Below are 15,744 nucleotides of genomic sequence, written 5' to 3'. Positions count from 1 at the left end.
GTCAAATATAAAAAATAAATTAAAAATCATCGTCTAAATCAAAGCTATCGTCGTCTAAGAAGCGATCTTCAGCTTTATCGATGTCAGCCATTACTTTTTGGAAGAAGCGTAATTTACGTACGGTATCACGTGCTTCAGCCCAGTCTTCGTCGTCATAATCAATCTTGAATTCACGAACCAAACCGTCAATCCATTGCTGAACTTCAGTTTTAAGTGAAGTGAGGTCATCAGCAGAGCCTGCCTCATCTAACTGTTCACGAATTTCTAAGGCATCTTGTAGGAACTCAAAATCACTAATCGATTGATCAAGGTGATAATCTTGTTTTTTGAGACTTAAAAGATATGCAGCGCGGCTATCAACATTGGATAAAGCTTTAAATGCTTGATTAATCTCACTAGATTTTATCAGGGCTAGATCTTTGTCTTCGGCTTTATCTGGATGATATTGTTGCTGCAACTTTAAAAATTCAGATTTTAAAACTGCTAAATCAATATCGAGTGCTACAGGTAAGTTAAACAACTCAAAATGATTCATGGGAGATGGTGTCCGCAATAGAGGTGCAAAAAGTGTTGCTTTAAATGCAATTAAAACAGTGAATTTTACACTGTTTTAATGCGAAAAAGGAGCGTGGAAAAGGCTTAAACCGTAAACGATTCGCCGCAGCCACATTCACCTTTTTTATTTGGGTTATTAAATTCGAAACCTTCGTTTAAACCATTTTTCACATAGTCCATCTCCATACCTTCAAGATAAACTAAGCTTTTTGGGTCAACAAATACTTTTACGCCAAACTGATCGAATACTTGGTCATGCGTGTCAATATCATCGACAAACTCAAGTACATAAGCTAGACCAGAACAGCCAGAAGTTTTCACGCCAACGCGAATGCCTTCACCCTTACCGCGATTCTTGATGTAATTGCTGATATGAGTTGCAGCATTTTCAGTTAAATGAATCATGAAAACTCCGTTAATCTTTTTTAAAACACGTAAACAATTAAGCTTTTACTTTCTTGCTACGGTAGTCTTCTACAGCAGCTTTGATTGCATCTTCAGCAAGTACAGAGCAGTGTACTTTTACTGGTGGAAGTGCAAGTTCAGTTGCAATATCAATGTTCTTAATTGCTTGAGCTTCATCAAGAGTTTTGCCTTTTAGCCACTCTGTTACTAATGAGCTAGATGCAATTGCTGAACCACAACCGTAAGTTTTGAAGCGAGCTTCTTCAATTACGCCATTGTCATCAACTTGAATCTGTAGACGCATAACATCGCCACAAGCTGGTGCACCGACCATACCTGTACCAACGTTTTCTGCATTTTTGTCTAAAACACCAACATTACGAGGGTTTTCGTAATGATCAATTACTTTTTCGCTATAAGCCATGACGCTTCTCCAAACCTCGGGGTCAGCCTTAAGATTAATATGGGGGTGAAATTACGTTAATCAATGAGATAGCCTTAAAATAAAAGCTATCTCACCGGGATGAATTAGTGTTCAGCCCATTCTACAGAATTAAGGTCGATACCTTCTTTGTACATATCCCAAAGCGGTGAAAGATCACGTAGTTTTTCAACTGCTGCTTTGGTAATTTCAAGTACATGGTCAATATCGGCTTCAGTGGTGTATTTACCAAAGCTGAAACGAATCGAGCTATGAGCCAATTCATCTGAAAGACCCAATGCACGAAGTACATAAGATGGCTCTAAAGTTGCTGATGTACATGCAGAACCAGAAGATACTGCGCAATCTTTAAGTGCCATCATTAACGATTCACCTTCAACAAAGTTAAAGCTGACGTTTAGATAGTTTGCAACGTTGTATTCTGGGTGACCGTTCAGGAAGACTTGTTCAAGACCTTGCAAGCCATTCCAAAGTTTGTCACGAAGTACACGAATACGAGTTTGTTCGGCATGAAGGTTTTTACCTGCAAGTTCGAACGCTTCGCCCATACCCACGATTTGGTGAGTCGCTAGCGTACCTGAACGCATACCACGTTCATGACCGCCACCGTGCATTTGCGCTTTAATACGTACACGTGGTTGACGACGTACATAAAGAGCACCAATACCTTTAGGACCATAGATTTTGTGGCCAGAGAAGCTCATCAAATCAACTTTCATTGTTGAAAGATCAATTTCTACTTTACCTGCAGCTTGCGCAGCATCTACGTGGAAATAAGTTTTGTTTGCACGAGTCAATTCACCGATTGCAGCTACATCTGTAGTTGTACCGATTTCATTGTTCACCATCATCAAAGATACAAGAATCGTATCTGGACGAAGGGCAGCCTGAACCATTTCAGGTGTAATTAAACCTGTTTTTGCTTCTGGCTCAAGATAAGTAATTTCGAAGCCTTCTTCTTCAAGCTCGCGGCAAGTATCAAGAATTGCTTTATGTTCAATTTTACTTGTAATAATGTGCTTGCCTTTAGATGCATAGAACTGAGCAATACCTTTAAGCGCAAGGTTGTCAGATTCAGTTGCACCAGAAGTCCAAACGATTTCGCGTGGATCAGCTTTTACTAGATTAGCAACTTGTTCACGTGCATATTCTACTTTTTCTTCTGCCTGCCAGCCGTAAGCATGAGAACGAGAAGCTGCATTACCAAAAGTACCGTCAAACGTTAGACATTCCATCATACGTTCTGCGACTTGAGGGTCTACAGGTGTAGTTGCTGCATAGTCAAGATAAATAGGACGCTTCATGTCAAATACCTGTAACCGATAAAAGGGCTGAATCAAAGTTTGCTGAATTTTGACGAATAGATACGGTTTGAACGTTATCGCGTGCTACAAGGTCAGCAAGGGTGATTTTTGCAAGATAATCGGCAATGTGGTGGGAGAGTTCCTGCCATAAATCGTGAGTCAAGCACATTGCACCATTTTGGCAGTTGCCTTTGTGGTCACAACGGGTTGCATCAACTGTTTCATTTACAGCTTCAATAATTTCCAAAACAGTGATGTCTTCAGCACTACGAGCTAGGTGATAACCACCGTTTGCTCCACGGATGCTGGAAACTAAGCCGTGACGCTTTAATTTTGCAAATAACTGCTCAAGATAGGCCACTGAAATGGTTTGACGAGCTGCAATTTCTGCAAGAGTGATCGTTTGTTCAGTTGGCTGCAAAGCTAAATCAAGTAGAGCAGTCACTGCGTAGCGACCGCGAGTTGTTAAGCGCATGATTCGATACACATGTTAAGTCTAGATGTGCAGATTTTATGAATCCTGACTAAAATAGTCAAGTTTTTTTGAGATTGTTTATTTGTTTTATTTTGTCTGAAAAATTATGTATTTATTTGAACCACACATTATACACTAATAACGTTATTAAAAGAACAGATATTAGACTAAAAGCGATATTAATCCGCTTTTGACGACGTTCGATACGCTTAATACGGTTTTTATATTGTTTAACTTCAACTTGCAGTGTGTTGATTTTAGAGCGTTGCTGTTCGATTTTTTCTAAAAGTGGGGCAATACGTTTTTTTGACGCAACGATATCGTTTTCTTCGACAGGTTCAGACAGCCAGTGTTTCCAGTCAGATAAAATTTTGGGCACACTAAATAATGAAACCAGATCACGAAATTCATCTTTTAGAACCACATCACCATCGATACGCATGGTTTTGATGCTTTTACGATTACCAAATACAAAAATTTTTACCAAATCTATTAGTGTCGTGCGGACATCAAGGTCGATGGCTTTATCTGGAGATTTCGTGTCGAACAGAATACCGTGCTCAGTAAACTGAACATAAAAATCAAAATAAGGGATGTAGCTATTTATTTTCAGTGCGACTTTTTGATCAACAAATTTTTTAGCTTGTAATGCTACAACACGGTCATGTTTTAAAATGAAAGTAAAAATCGTTTCTAAAACAATCAGGGTCATAGTAAGCAACAAATGTGGTTGAGCTTGTGTTTGTTGCGTATCACTCATAAAAAAAATGTCCTTGTTAAAATCTGAAAGCACTGGAAACTGAGCATCCTGCTCTAGAGGAACTTAGAATATACCAAAAAGTTGGTAATTCACCAGCTTTGTAGAACAGTTTAATCAATCTATCAAGTCATATGTTTGCTATTATGTTGTTAAAATGAAGAATCACATGTTGCTGTGCACATAAAATAATCAGGAGAAGTGCGGATTATGGAAAATACAGAAGGCATAATTGACGATGCACAAGAAACATCAGAAAAGCCGGCTAAAACTCGCGTACGTAGTCATTCTGATCGTCGCTCTAAAATGGATTTTCGCAAATATACCAAACAGATTTGGTTGGCTGGATTAGGTGCTTTTTCACGTGCTGAGGGTGAAGGAAATAAGCTTTTTGACTCTTTAGTCAAAGTTGGAGAGGAGCTTGAGTCCAAAACGATTGATATTGCAGATCAAACTGTCGAAAAAGTTTCAGAAAAAGCCAAAGAATCTGTAACCGATACGAAAGATAAAGTAGAAAAAATTTTAGATAATGGTGTTAATCATTCTTTAAACCGTTTAGGATTGGTGACTGTAAAGGATTTACAGCACTTAGAAAGGCTTATACTTCAATTACATACTAAAGTTGACCAATTGGCCGAAGAAAATGCCCAACTGAGGGCCGAAATACTAAAAAAACACTAACTTTTTTACTATTATCGAATTTTCAAGGTTTTTTTCGTCAAAAAATTCTATAAAAAGAGGTTGATGAGTATTGCGTTTAACCCTAAAGCATTGCTATAAAGGCGTTATGGCGTTTTATACAAATTCTTGAACCTTAAATAAACGATATTAAGAGGACGTAATTTTCATGAATAAATCAGAATTAATTGATGCAATTGCCGAAAATGGGGGATTATCTAAGGCCGATGCCGGTAAAGCTTTAGATGCTACAATTGCTGCAGTTACCAATGCATTAAAAGCTGGTGATACAGTTACTTTAGTTGGTTTCGGTACTTTCAGCGTTAAAGAACGCGCTGCACGTACTGGTCGTAACCCACAAACTGGTGCGACTTTAGAAATCAAAGCAAGCAAAGTTCCTAGCTTCAAAGCTGGTAAAGGCTTGAAAGATTCTGTAGCTTAATCTTATTAAGCACATGAGACGCGCCATTATTTGGCGCGTTTTTTATTGGTAAATGTGATTAATTGATATATCGCATTCATTCATCTCGGGTTTTCGGTTAAAATTCACCGCAAATAAAATATTGGAATACTTATGGAATCGTTTCGTAAAGTCATTAAGGGTTGGCTGGGCAAGGTCTTGCTCGTTTTGTTTTTGACCCCTTTAGCACTTGTAGGTATTGAAGGATATTTTAGTGGTGGATCTAAAGATGCAGCAAAGACTGTAAACGGTACTGAAATTTCTCAAAAAGAACTCGAAGCACTGACGAACTCATTAAAAGAACAATATCTGGCATATGCTCAGGGTGATGAAACATTATTGAATCAAAATTTCATTAGCAATAAAGCGATGGATACTTTGGTTTCACGCCAATTGTTATTGCAACAAGCTGATAAATTAGGCATTAGCTTGAGTGATGCACAAATTGTGCAAATGATTCATCAGCAGCCAAGCTTCCAAGTCAATGGTCAATTTTCAGATGAAGCGTTTGGGAGATACCTCGAATCGATTGGTATGACAAACCGCACATTCATTGATAATTTACGTAAAGACCATGCTTTAAAAATGTTGTCTACAACATTTATGGAATATGCATTGGTGAGTAAGCTTGATATCTTGCAAATTGCGAACTTACAAACGGAACAACGTAGTATTCAGTTGGCGAGCATTAATCTTGAAAATTACAAGAAAAATGTAAAAGTATCTGATGCTGAAATTGCGGCTTATTATGAGCAGCATAAAAACAAATTTAAGCAAGCAACCAGTGTTGATGCAGATTTTGTCGTATTAACACCTGCCAATATTACTGCACCTGTAGAAGCTGCAACTGATGCTGAATTGAAAGAAGCGTATAACAGCTTTGTTGAGAATGCACAGAAGTCAGTTAAACCACTCGTTAAGCACATCATGATCACTGCAGACAGTCGTTCAGATGCCGAAGCTAAAAAACTGGCTGAAAGTGTTCAAGCTAAAATTAAAGCGGGTTTAAGCTTTGACCAAGCTGCAGCGCAATTCTCTGAAGATCCGGAATCTAAAGCAAAAGGTGGTGAACTGGTTGCTTATGAAAAAGGTGTGTTTGGTGATGCGTTTGATGCTGCAGTTGAAGGTGCTCTAGCTGGTCAAGTGACTGCTCCAGTGAAAACAGACAGTGGTTATCACTTGATCGAAAAAGTGGCACCAGCTGTAAAAGTGGCTTCATTTGAACAAGAAAAAGCACGTCTACAAGCTGAAGTTGCTGCTTCGAAAAAAGCCAATGTTTTTTCTGACACTGTAAACAGCCTCAATGACATGGTCGTGAGCAGTGATGCCCTTGATGTCGTGGGTCAAGAAGTGAAAGGCGTAAAAGTACAATCATTGAATGGCTTAACATTAGCATCGCAACATCCAGTTTTAAGTGATGCAAACGTCAAAGTTAAATTGTTTAACGATGATGTTAAAAATGGTGAACGTAATGTTTCATCGAGCATTCAGTTGAAAAACGGTGATGTGGTTTGGGTGAAAGTGCGTAACTATCATGCTGCGGGTGTTCAAACCTTAGCTGAAGCGAAAGCGCATGTGAAAACTCAGTTGATTGAAAAGAAAGCGTCTGATGCTGCAAAAGCCCAGATTCAAGCGACATTAAAAGAGTTTGCTGCAAAACCTGCTGCTTCAGTTGCAAAAGGCAGTTTAAACTTTGAAAATGCGGGTACATTCACTCGTGCGGATGGTTTGTTAAAACGCGAAATTCAACGTGCTGCATTTAGTGTAAAAGCGCCGAAAGCAGGTCATTGGTCTGTTACTACGACTAATCTACCAAATGAATTGGTTGTGGTTGCTGTGACTGCAGTGAACAAACAATCTGATGCGGCATTAACGGGTGAGCAGTTAGATGAGTTAACAAAACTTTATCAACAGCTTCGTGGTCAACAAGAATTTGATGACTACACACGTTATCTAAAAGATCATGCCAAAATTAAATAATTAAGGCAGCTTTAAAAAAAACCAGCTTTCGAGCTGGTTTTTTTATGTTTAAGTTTAATGCATCACACTTTAAGAAAAACTTTTAAAAACAAAGATTAAATAAAATTGACTATTTAAATAATTCTCTTAAATTGAGTTTGGGAAGGCATTTTCCCAAATAAATATAATGATGTGATTTGAGGGTGTTATGCAAAAGATGAGAGATTTAAACGGTATTTTAAAAAACATTTTGGGACAAGTTGAAATAAAGCAGTTGCTGATTCAGGGGAAAACACAGCATCAGCATATTCCCTCAACACCAGAAGTGACTGGACTAGATGATCTTATAACTGGCACGGCAGAGCCAAAAACATGGGTGATCATTTCAGTCGGTGAAACTGTTACACGCGTCAAAGTGGATAAACAAGGACATCGGCAGATTGATAATCCACTGAAGGATGGTGGAGTTGCCACAATTTATGCGGTAAATCATCATGGCTTACGCTCAGAGGCAATAATGATTGCTCCAATTGCAGAGCCAAGTGTGCTACCCAAGATGCCGGAAATAATTGAAAAAGGCGAATATTTGGTTGGTAAAGCTGATGCAGGAAATACGGTGGTTGTGACCTATGGTGAGCAAGAGTTTATAACAGTTGCTGATGTAAATGGCGATTGGTCGATGCTCAATCCTTTAACGACCACAGGTGCAATAAGTGTTGTGGCAATTGATCAGGACGGTAATCGTTCTGAGGCGTTGCATACAGCGCAAATCATTTTACCGCAAGCTGTTACGATTTTAGAGTCTGGCGCGGTGATATCAGGTACTGCCGCACCAAATACGACAGTTGTGATTGAGTCGGATCAAGCGGTCTATCGTATTCAGGTCGATGAAAATGGTGATTGGTCAATAGAAAATCCAGTGGCAAATGGTGGCATGTTGATGATTGTTGTGGAAGATCAATTTGGTCAGCAATCTCCTGCGATTGGCTTGGCATTTCCATTTATTCAGACCCCGCCTGAAAATCCAAGCTATGTACTGCCAGCGCCAGAAGTGACGCTAAATAGTGAAAAACTCGAAGGTAATGTATTTCAACAGGCTAAAATCATTGTGACAGCCAATGGTCAAGAGTACGTGACGTATGCCAATGAAAGTGGTTTCTGGTCGATGGATAACCCGATTCAAAATGGCGGTTTTGCAACAATCGTGGCGGAAGACAGTCGTGGTGTTCAATCGCCTGAAATCTCAATAGCTAAACTGTTTCTTGCACAACCTGAATCATCTGTTGAACTTACAGAGATTTTATTGGCAAGTGATGAGCAAAGTGAAAACCAAAATGACAGTCAAATTGAGCCGATTCAATCTGTGATCAATCTAGATACGCTTTTACAGGATGCGAATGAAGTCCCAATTGTATTGCACACCGATGAACAGGATTTGATCGCATTGGGCAGCGACGTTTCAAATCCGCCCGCTATACTTCCTGCGCTTGAATATCCAAGCTTACTCATTGAAGCTCCACTGACACCGTCTGATTGGCTTGCTTAGAAATATGAACCAGCTTCCGAGCTGGTTTTTTTTGGTTTAAATTGACAGATATAATTTTTATTTAAAAGATTTGGCAAATGAAATATTGACTCTAGCATCGTAGATTGGTGTTCTCAAAAAATAATATGAAAAAAATAACTCATCACAACAAAGGATTAAGCGGATGATATCTCTGTATATGCCTCAATGTAAACGTTTAAAGAACCCGTTATTGCGATGGATGGATCATTATTTTAAACACATGATACAGATGCTACTAACGATTTGCGTTGCCAGTAGTATTCAAGCTGCAGAACTAAACTTTCAAAAAGTTTTAGAGCAGGAAAGAGCTTGGGCGGGCTTGAGTAGTAAAAAAGTCAAAAATAATGAAATCGAGTGGACATATAGTGAAGGAGGAGATCCACGAAAACCGACGCTGTTATTGCTACATGGTTTGTCAGGCACGCGTGATAATTGGAACCGCGTTGCCCGTTATTTAACGCCCAATTATCATGTCATTATTCCAGATCTGCCAGCACATGGAGAAACTATTGTCGCAGATCAATTTGATCTATCAATTCCTAATTTAACTGAAAAATTACGACGATTTATAGATGCTGCAAAGTTAGATCCAAATTTACATATCGCAGGGCATTCGATGGGTGGTGCAATTGCCATGCTCTATAGCGCTCAGTATCCCTTAGAAGTGAAATCTTTATTGTTGGTGGATTCGGCTGGTGTCTTTAAGTCGAGCAATACAGTATATTTAAAAGATACGGCAAAGCTTGCAGAGCTAGTGGTCAGAAAAACTGGTGATTTTGATCGCGTGATGAAGATCGTGATGCAATCTCCGCCTTTTATTCCACAAGAATTAAAAATTGGGCAAGAAAAGTTGATGATCGTTCAGTCTAAACAAACCAATAAAATGGTGGAGCAACTGCAAAAAATGGCCACCTTGTATACGCCAGAGTCCTTTGCTTTGGCTGCACGAGGCATTGATGCACCTGTGTTTATTATCTGGGGGAAGCAAGATCAGATTATCAATGTTGAAGTAGCAGAAGAACTGAGACGCTTATTTAAAAAAGCCGAAAAGCCTCTGATTTTAGACCATGTTGGTCATATGCCAATCTTAGAAGCGGAGCAGTTAATGGCGTTGCCATATTTAAAGTTTCTTTCAACTGTTCAATGAATCAGATTGGTAGAGTAGGTGTAAAAAAGCGAGAAATATCTCGCTTTTTTAAACTTAATTAGATACTTTGAGTCGATTTAAGTACGTACTTTAATTTCATAGCCAGTGTATTTTCGAATATTAATCACACCGGTATCCAAAATCAAATACTGACCTTTAATCCCTTGTAATTTTCCTCGAATAATCGGTGTTTTGTCCAAATTATGCGATTTGATTTTTTCAGGATATTCATCTACCGGGTAGATAAATTGGCGTGGCAACTCATCTTCTAGCAGTTCAACGGTTTCATTAAACTCTAAATTTTGGCTAAATTCTTCACGAATGGTCTGAATTTTTGGTGCGAATTCTTCTACCAATTGGTCGCGAATTTCGATCAGGTTGATCGGTTCTGCTTCACCTTTGAGCAATTTACGCCAATCGGTTTTATCGGCCACTTGCGTACCAAACATGACTTCAAGCTGACCAGATAAACGACGTGAACCAACTTTCATAATAGGCAAAGCTTGCGTCGCACCTTGGTCTAGCCAACGTGTAGGCATTTGACCCAAGCGGGTAATCCCCACTTTTAAGGCACTCGAATTGGCTAAATAGACAATATGCGGTTGAAAGCAAACTTCATGGGCAAAATCATCTTCACGGCAAGTCCCGAGATGATAATGACAGGTTTCAGGCTTCATAATGCACATATCACAAGATGCCTTAGTCTTCATGCATTTGAAGCAATGACCTTGTGAATACGATTTAGGCGTTTTTGCGCCGCAAGAAATGCAGTAGATATTTCCAGTGGCTTCAATTTCAATTTCTTGGCCAAGGCTAAACGGTAGATCAACTTCTGAGCGATCTAGAATAAATTTATACTCAACATTTGCCTTGTGTGTATGTTGATCAGTTACACTAAGGTCTTTAAGACCTGCATGCATTTTATGGCAAATGCCTTGTAGTTCCATACGAATACTCACTTCATTATTAAGGATGCGGTCAATGGCTGAACAAAATGTCATCACTTCTATGCTAGACGATTTGTCAAAAGAGCAGCCCATTTCAACCGCAATCTGTATTGGTCAGGATCTTGAGCAATACAATCAATTTCATCCAATTCAATGGCAACATTTTAACGTAACTGAGTTTTTAAATCTGCCTTTTACCCAGCGTTTTGACCTTGGATTTGTGATTCTTGATACTGAAATGATGTTGAGTTTGGATCAGCAGCAGAAAACTCAGATGTTGGTAAAATTGCGTGACCTATTTGCCAAACGCATCGTGGTGGTGAGTAAATTACACGATGAACAATTATTACGTGCTTTAGGCTTTACTCAGCTCATTGATAAAACCACACATGAAAGTGATTTTGCTTTATGGCAGTTTAATATTTTGACTTATAAACACATTCCAGATTGGTTTAACTCTAAATTTTGGGCAAATCCTGAAAACTGGGATAAATTCCGTTGGTAACAAATACTTAGCCTGCGAGAAATTGCAAAAATTAACAAACATTTATGATAAAACTGTCTTTTCCCACGTATGCTGTAATTAAGTTTATCTAGGTTTCACTGGGAAAAATAAAATGACAAATTTAAATAATATTGTTGAGATTTTAGCAAAGCAGGCCCTTGGTGGTGCAAACAATCAAAATCAACAAGGTGGCTTAGGCGGTATTTTAGGTTCGGTGTTGGGGCAACTGGGTGCAAATGCAGGCGCTCAAAATACACAAACCAATGCTCAAAACCAAGCGGGTGGTTTGGGTGGAATTCTAGGCTCTGTGTTGGGCCAACTGGGCGGTGCAGCGCAGTCGCAGCAACGTAGTAGTGGTGGCAATGCTTCAACCATTTTAGTTGCAGTGTTACCTCTGGTGCTGGCTTGGATTCAAAAACAAGGTGGCCTACAAGGTGCTTTGGATAAATTACGTGGACAGGGCTTGAGCAGTCAGGTTGATGATTGGGTATCTACAGGCCCTGGCGATAATGCCGCTGTGAATAATCAACAAGTACAAAATTTATTTGATGATGCCGAAGTGGAGCAAGTTGCACAAGAAACTCAAACTCAGAAACAAGATGTGTACAGTGCAATTTCAACAGTATTGCCGCAAATTATTGACTCATTGACGCCACAAGCTGGACAAACCAATCAGCAAGAAGCGAATGCTGATATTCAACAAGTGATGAATTTGGTTTCAGGTTTTCTTAAGCGTTAATCACAATATCGTTTGATGGTATTTGATTGAATACAAGCCAGTGAACACTGGCTTTTTTATGATTTGAAAAATGATAACAATGTGACGCTAAGATGGATTAAATAAACGGTTCGACACACTGATTTTTTTGCCAATATAGTGTGATTTTTTTTGACGAATCAAAATGATTTTTGACTGAAATTCTAACTCACCAAACTCTGGTTCAACTTGCACATAATGTAGTTGACCAAACTCATCACGCACACGCGCTTGAGCCGAAAAGCCGGGACGGGCATTTCCACTTGAAATGGTTGCTAGACGACCCAGTAGGTTAACGGTTTGTTTTTTATATTTGGGCGGTACAACCTGATCCAAACAATGAATCATAAATACCGTAAAGAATATGGCAATAATCAACGCAGGTAAAATAAGATAATAAGCGGGAACGAATTGACCTTCTTTAGCGTGAATACAGAACTGAAGTACATAGCCTGCAAAGCTAAAATTCATCAGTAGAAAGAACAAAATCAGAGTCTTGGAAAATTTGACATTCAATAATGCCAATTCTTGTATGCGCTGTGGGGCAATTCTTTTCAAAACTTGGCTAGGACTAATATTGATGTAATAGCCAATGGTTTCAACCATGCCCAATAACAGTACGGCCAATAAACTTAAATGAAAGGGTATTAAGTTATAGTCTGTTAAAAATGCGGACATGGTTGTATTCCAGTGTTTATTCTTCTGTGAGGTAGATTCCACCGTCAGAATGCACGTTAATGTTCACTTTTTCAAGGGCTTGACCTTGGCATGGGCCAGAAATACATTCCCCAGAGTCGACCATAAACAGTGCGCCGTGTGTTGAGCACTCAATAAACTCTTGGTCACGATCTAGAAACTGATTTTCAAGAAACTCAAGTTCCACGTGCAAGTGTGGGCAGTTATTTTGATAAGCGTAAAACATGCCATCACGTTGGGTGATAAAAATCGTTTCACCTTCAGGCGTTTCGAATGATCGTGCTTCACGTTCAGGCACATCATCCGTCATGCAAATTTTAAACATTAAGCACATTCCTTCTGAAATGATTGTAAAAGCTGAGCATAGTCTTCAACTGCTAGGCGTGGACCAAACTGAGCCACAACTTCACTTGAGATCAAGATGGCAAGTTCAGCAGCCGTTTGATAGTCATGACCTGCATTGAGTGCATATAGGAAAGCACCAGCAAAAGCATCACCAGCACCATTGGTATCTACTGCGGTAACTTTACGACCTGGCACGGTAAATGTTGCGGCTTCATTATGAATTAAGGCACCTTTGGCACTTAATGTAATGACAATGTGTTTGCTTAGTGATTGCAATTTCGTAAGTGCAGCATCTAAATGATCTGTTTCTGTATACATCAGTGCTTCTTGTTCATTACAGAACAATAAGTCCACGCCATCATCGAGTAATTCATCTAGACCTTGACGTGCATATTGCACCATTGCTGGATCAGATAAGGTCAATGCAATTTGTACACCATTGGCTTTGGCGATTTGGCGTGCTTGTTTTACCGCAAGGCGTGCGCTGTCTGATGTTGAAAGATAACCTTCGATATATAACCATTTCGCAGTATTTAAGCTGCCAAAATCAATTTGGCTATCAGTCAATTCCGCAGTAATACCGAGGTAAGTATGCATCGTACGTTCAGAATCAGGGCTGACCAATACCATACATGTGCCAGTTACACCTTCACTGATTGATTGAGTTGCAGTTTGGATGCCAGCGTCGTTTAAACCATTTAGGTAAATTTGACCTAAGTCATCATTGCCGACACGACAACCATAAAATGCAGTTCCGCCTAAAGCACTAAAAGCAACCGTTGTATTTGCTGCAGAACCACCAGAAGCTTGACCTTTATATTCTTGAGTGGCTTTTAGATTGTTATAAAGGGCTGCTTGAGTATCGCCATCTGTCAGTTGCATCGTACCTTTTTGCAGATTGTGTTGAATTAGGAATTCGTCAGAGACTTTAAATTCTTGGTCAATAAGTGCATTACCAATTGCAAAAAGGTCAACAGTTGCCATGTTGTATGTTCACATCAAAAAAATGAAAGTGCTAAGTTTACACGAATGCTCAGGATTGCTGTAGTTTGTTGAAAAAAATTCAATTAAAGGACAAGTGTGTATAAAAATCGGGCAAATCCATTATATTTTTACATTTTTTTTGAATTAGTTGCCGTTTTAATCAGCTTTGCTATTGTGCAAATCGAAAAATTTTACTTTTATAGAGCTATAGGGTGTTCAGACTGAATCAAGATGATTTGGTCATCATAAATAGATAACAGATTAAAAGTGTGAATATATGGAAATTACGATTCGTCCAGCAGAGCAACTTCCTGCTCAAATCGAAAATATTGCTGCTTTGGCGCAGCATGAAGGCTATACATTTATACACCGTTTAATTGAAGAATATCAAAGTGGTAAAAATCGTTTTGACCAAACGGGTGAGCAATTATTGCTTGCTTATGATGGCGATAAATTAATTGCTTGTGGCGGTTTAAATCAGCAATGGGGTGATACTGGTGTAGAAGAACGGATTGGACGAGTTCGCCGTTTCTATGTGCATCCGCAGTACCGTCAGCATGGCGTGGGTAAGCAGCTATTGGTGGAATTGGAAAAGGGTGCGAAAAAGCATTTTTCTGCACTGTGCTTAAATACAGAACTTAAAAATGCTGCAAAATTCTATCAAAAGCAGAATTATGTCTATGTTGAAAGTCATCCAAATTATAATTATTTCAAATATCTAGTTTAGTTTTAAATCCAAAAATAGACTCTAAATACTGTAAATGAAGCATCCGATATCGGGTGCTTTTTTTTCATTTAGTAATTCAAAAAAAGAGTGCTTTATTTTAAGCAAAGTTTTAAGCAAAAATTCATTTTAGTTATCGAAGATATAAGCATCAAAATAACTGCATAGAGTGATGCATATGCAAGTGTATGAGCTACAAGACTACGTTAAAAAGTCCCTGAGATTACCGCACTGTTTTGGTTGACCAAAATTTTTGCGACCATCTTTGGTGAAACCAGTGTTGATGCATTGTCCATGTCCTTAAATTTGGGCTATTTACTCAGTACCTTTATTTTCGCAGGCATATTTATAAGTCTGCTATATTTTCAAATACAGTCAAAAGCATATAAATCTTATTTATATTGGGCCACGATTATTGCCAGTATCACGGTCGGTACGACCTTAGCGGATTCTGTAGATCGTTCTTTAGGGATTGGCTACTTGGGTGGTAGTTTGCTATTTCTGAGTTTGGTGCTCATATCGCTTTTCAGCTGGTATCAGGTCGAAGGGGCAATTAATCCGAGTGTAGAGAATTTGCCGCGAACACAGATCTTTTATTGGTTGACGATTACATTTTCTCAAACGCTAGGTACAGCTTTGGGGGACTGGACTTCCGATAGTACAGGATTAGGCTATAGCGGTGGCATTTGGCTATTTTGTGGTTTAATTCTATTGATGGCGTTGTTGTACTTTTTTAGTCGGGTCTCAAAGACGATTTTATTTTGGGCTACTTTTGTTTTGACACGTCCATTGGGCGCAGTTGTCGGCGATTTTCTAGACAAGCCAATCAGTTCAGGTGGATTGGATCTAAGTCGCTTTATGGCTTCTTTTGTACTGTTGTTGGCGATTGTGATTTGTGTCTATTGGTCAATACGAAATGATAGGCAATCCATAAAACCAGTCTAAATGTTTTAGTGCGAAAACAAGTGATTTTTAAAATTAAAGTTCAAGTTGATTAAAACAGTTGGAAATGTCGTTTCGGTGAATCTAGTTGTGAT

Annotated in this window: 19 protein-coding genes; 9 read left to right on the top strand and 10 right to left on the bottom strand. The window is 38.9% G+C overall.

Going from position 1 to position 15,744, the window contains the following annotated elements; genetic code table 11:
- Positions 1 to 19: 19 nt before the first annotated feature.
- The 6 genes from hscB to FTU65_RS08165 form a co-directional block, all read right to left on the bottom strand.
- The gene (gene hscB / locus FTU65_RS08190) at positions 20 to 535 is read right to left on the bottom strand and encodes a Fe-S protein assembly co-chaperone HscB (RefSeq protein ID WP_078188669.1); all 516 of its coding nucleotides are present in this window, start codon (positions 533 to 535) and stop codon (positions 20 to 22) included.
- Positions 536 to 639: 104 nt separating this feature from the next.
- On the bottom strand, positions 640 to 960 hold the full coding sequence (gene iscA, locus FTU65_RS08185; RefSeq protein WP_078188668.1) for an iron-sulfur cluster assembly protein IscA: 321 nt from the start codon (positions 958 to 960) through the stop codon (positions 640 to 642).
- Positions 961 to 997: 37 nt separating this feature from the next.
- Positions 998 to 1,384 (bottom strand): Fe-S cluster assembly scaffold IscU, encoded by a 387-nt coding sequence (gene iscU, locus FTU65_RS08180; RefSeq protein WP_078188667.1) that lies wholly within the window; start codon positions 1,382 to 1,384, stop codon positions 998 to 1,000.
- A 104-nt stretch (positions 1,385 to 1,488) separates the two neighbouring features.
- Entirely contained in the window at positions 1,489 to 2,706 is a 1,218-nt protein-coding gene (locus tag FTU65_RS08175; RefSeq protein ID WP_078188666.1) for an IscS subfamily cysteine desulfurase, read from the bottom strand.
- A gap of 1 nt (position 2,707) precedes the next feature.
- The gene (locus FTU65_RS08170; RefSeq protein ID WP_078188665.1) at positions 2,708 to 3,181 is read right to left on the bottom strand and encodes an Rrf2 family transcriptional regulator; all 474 of its coding nucleotides are present in this window, start codon (positions 3,179 to 3,181) and stop codon (positions 2,708 to 2,710) included.
- A 112-nt stretch (positions 3,182 to 3,293) separates the two neighbouring features.
- Positions 3,294 to 3,941, bottom strand: coding sequence for a hypothetical protein (locus FTU65_RS08165; RefSeq protein WP_180004651.1), 648 nt, complete (start codon positions 3,939 to 3,941; stop codon positions 3,294 to 3,296).
- A gap of 207 nt (positions 3,942 to 4,148) precedes the next feature.
- Between FTU65_RS08165 and FTU65_RS08160 the strand changes: the two genes are divergently transcribed.
- The 5 genes from FTU65_RS08160 to FTU65_RS08140 all read left to right on the top strand — a co-directional run bounded on the left by FTU65_RS08160 (position 4,149) and on the right by FTU65_RS08140 (position 9,749).
- Positions 4,149 to 4,619, top strand: coding sequence for a phasin family protein (locus tag FTU65_RS08160; protein ID WP_180004652.1), 471 nt, complete (start codon positions 4,149 to 4,151; stop codon positions 4,617 to 4,619).
- Between the two features lie 166 nt (positions 4,620 to 4,785).
- The gene (locus FTU65_RS08155) at positions 4,786 to 5,058 is read left to right on the top strand and encodes an HU family DNA-binding protein (protein ID WP_078188662.1); all 273 of its coding nucleotides are present in this window, start codon (positions 4,786 to 4,788) and stop codon (positions 5,056 to 5,058) included.
- Positions 5,059 to 5,190: 132 nt separating this feature from the next.
- Positions 5,191 to 7,056: a SurA N-terminal domain-containing protein gene (locus tag FTU65_RS08150; protein ID WP_180066638.1), complete on the top strand. Its 1,866-nt coding sequence runs from the start codon at positions 5,191 to 5,193 to the stop codon at positions 7,054 to 7,056.
- A gap of 187 nt (positions 7,057 to 7,243) precedes the next feature.
- The gene (locus tag FTU65_RS08145; protein ID WP_180066636.1) at positions 7,244 to 8,581 is read left to right on the top strand and encodes an Ig-like domain-containing protein; all 1,338 of its coding nucleotides are present in this window, start codon (positions 7,244 to 7,246) and stop codon (positions 8,579 to 8,581) included.
- A gap of 250 nt (positions 8,582 to 8,831) precedes the next feature.
- Positions 8,832 to 9,749, top strand: coding sequence for an alpha/beta fold hydrolase (locus tag FTU65_RS08140; RefSeq protein ID WP_373886729.1), 918 nt, complete (start codon positions 8,832 to 8,834; stop codon positions 9,747 to 9,749).
- A gap of 77 nt (positions 9,750 to 9,826) precedes the next feature.
- On the opposite strand, the gene FTU65_RS08135 is transcribed toward FTU65_RS08140, so the two are convergent.
- A complete protein-coding gene (locus FTU65_RS08135) occupies positions 9,827 to 10,696 on the bottom strand; it encodes a DUF2797 domain-containing protein (RefSeq protein ID WP_078189198.1) in 870 nt (289 codons plus the stop codon).
- A gap of 34 nt (positions 10,697 to 10,730) precedes the next feature.
- On the opposite strand from FTU65_RS08135, the gene FTU65_RS08130 reads away from it, so the two are divergent.
- Together FTU65_RS08130 and FTU65_RS08125 are read left to right on the top strand one after the other, a co-directional pair.
- The gene (locus tag FTU65_RS08130) at positions 10,731 to 11,201 is read left to right on the top strand and encodes a DUF6231 family protein (RefSeq protein ID WP_168378602.1); all 471 of its coding nucleotides are present in this window, start codon (positions 10,731 to 10,733) and stop codon (positions 11,199 to 11,201) included.
- 112 nt (positions 11,202 to 11,313) lie between these two features.
- On the top strand, positions 11,314 to 11,940 hold the full coding sequence (locus FTU65_RS08125; protein WP_180065504.1) for a YidB family protein: 627 nt from the start codon (positions 11,314 to 11,316) through the stop codon (positions 11,938 to 11,940).
- Positions 11,941 to 12,027: 87 nt separating this feature from the next.
- Here FTU65_RS08125 and FTU65_RS08120 read toward each other — a convergent pair whose 3' ends face one another.
- The 3 genes from FTU65_RS08120 to FTU65_RS08110 are packed head-to-tail and all read right to left on the bottom strand — an operon-like array spanning position 12,028 to position 13,983.
- Positions 12,028 to 12,636 carry an OB-fold-containig protein gene (locus FTU65_RS08120; protein ID WP_168378601.1) on the bottom strand — a complete coding sequence of 203 codons (609 nt, stop codon included), beginning with the start codon at positions 12,634 to 12,636 and terminating at the stop codon, positions 12,028 to 12,030.
- A 16-nt stretch (positions 12,637 to 12,652) separates the two neighbouring features.
- Positions 12,653 to 12,979, bottom strand: coding sequence for a Rieske (2Fe-2S) protein (locus FTU65_RS08115; RefSeq protein ID WP_180004656.1), 327 nt, complete (start codon positions 12,977 to 12,979; stop codon positions 12,653 to 12,655).
- The gene (locus tag FTU65_RS08110; protein ID WP_180004657.1) at positions 12,979 to 13,983 is read right to left on the bottom strand and encodes an adenosine kinase; all 1,005 of its coding nucleotides are present in this window, start codon (positions 13,981 to 13,983) and stop codon (positions 12,979 to 12,981) included. Before FTU65_RS08110 ends, FTU65_RS08115 begins: the two co-directional genes overlap by 1 nt.
- A gap of 277 nt (positions 13,984 to 14,260) precedes the next feature.
- Between FTU65_RS08110 and FTU65_RS08105 the strand changes: the two genes are divergently transcribed.
- Together FTU65_RS08105 and FTU65_RS08100 are read left to right on the top strand one after the other, a co-directional pair.
- Positions 14,261 to 14,710, top strand: a complete 450-nt coding sequence (locus tag FTU65_RS08105) for a GNAT family N-acetyltransferase (RefSeq protein ID WP_078188654.1) — start codon at positions 14,261 to 14,263, stop codon at positions 14,708 to 14,710.
- Between the two features lie 237 nt (positions 14,711 to 14,947).
- On the top strand, positions 14,948 to 15,652 hold the full coding sequence (locus tag FTU65_RS08100) for a hypothetical protein (protein WP_257222611.1): 705 nt from the start codon (positions 14,948 to 14,950) through the stop codon (positions 15,650 to 15,652).
- Positions 15,653 to 15,744 lie beyond the last annotated feature (92 nt).

The organism is Acinetobacter sp. YH12129 (assembly GCF_013418685.1).
Taxonomy (GTDB): Bacteria; Pseudomonadota; Gammaproteobacteria; order Pseudomonadales; family Moraxellaceae; genus Acinetobacter; species Acinetobacter amyesii.
This window is presented reverse-complemented; position numbering and strand designations above follow the sequence as displayed.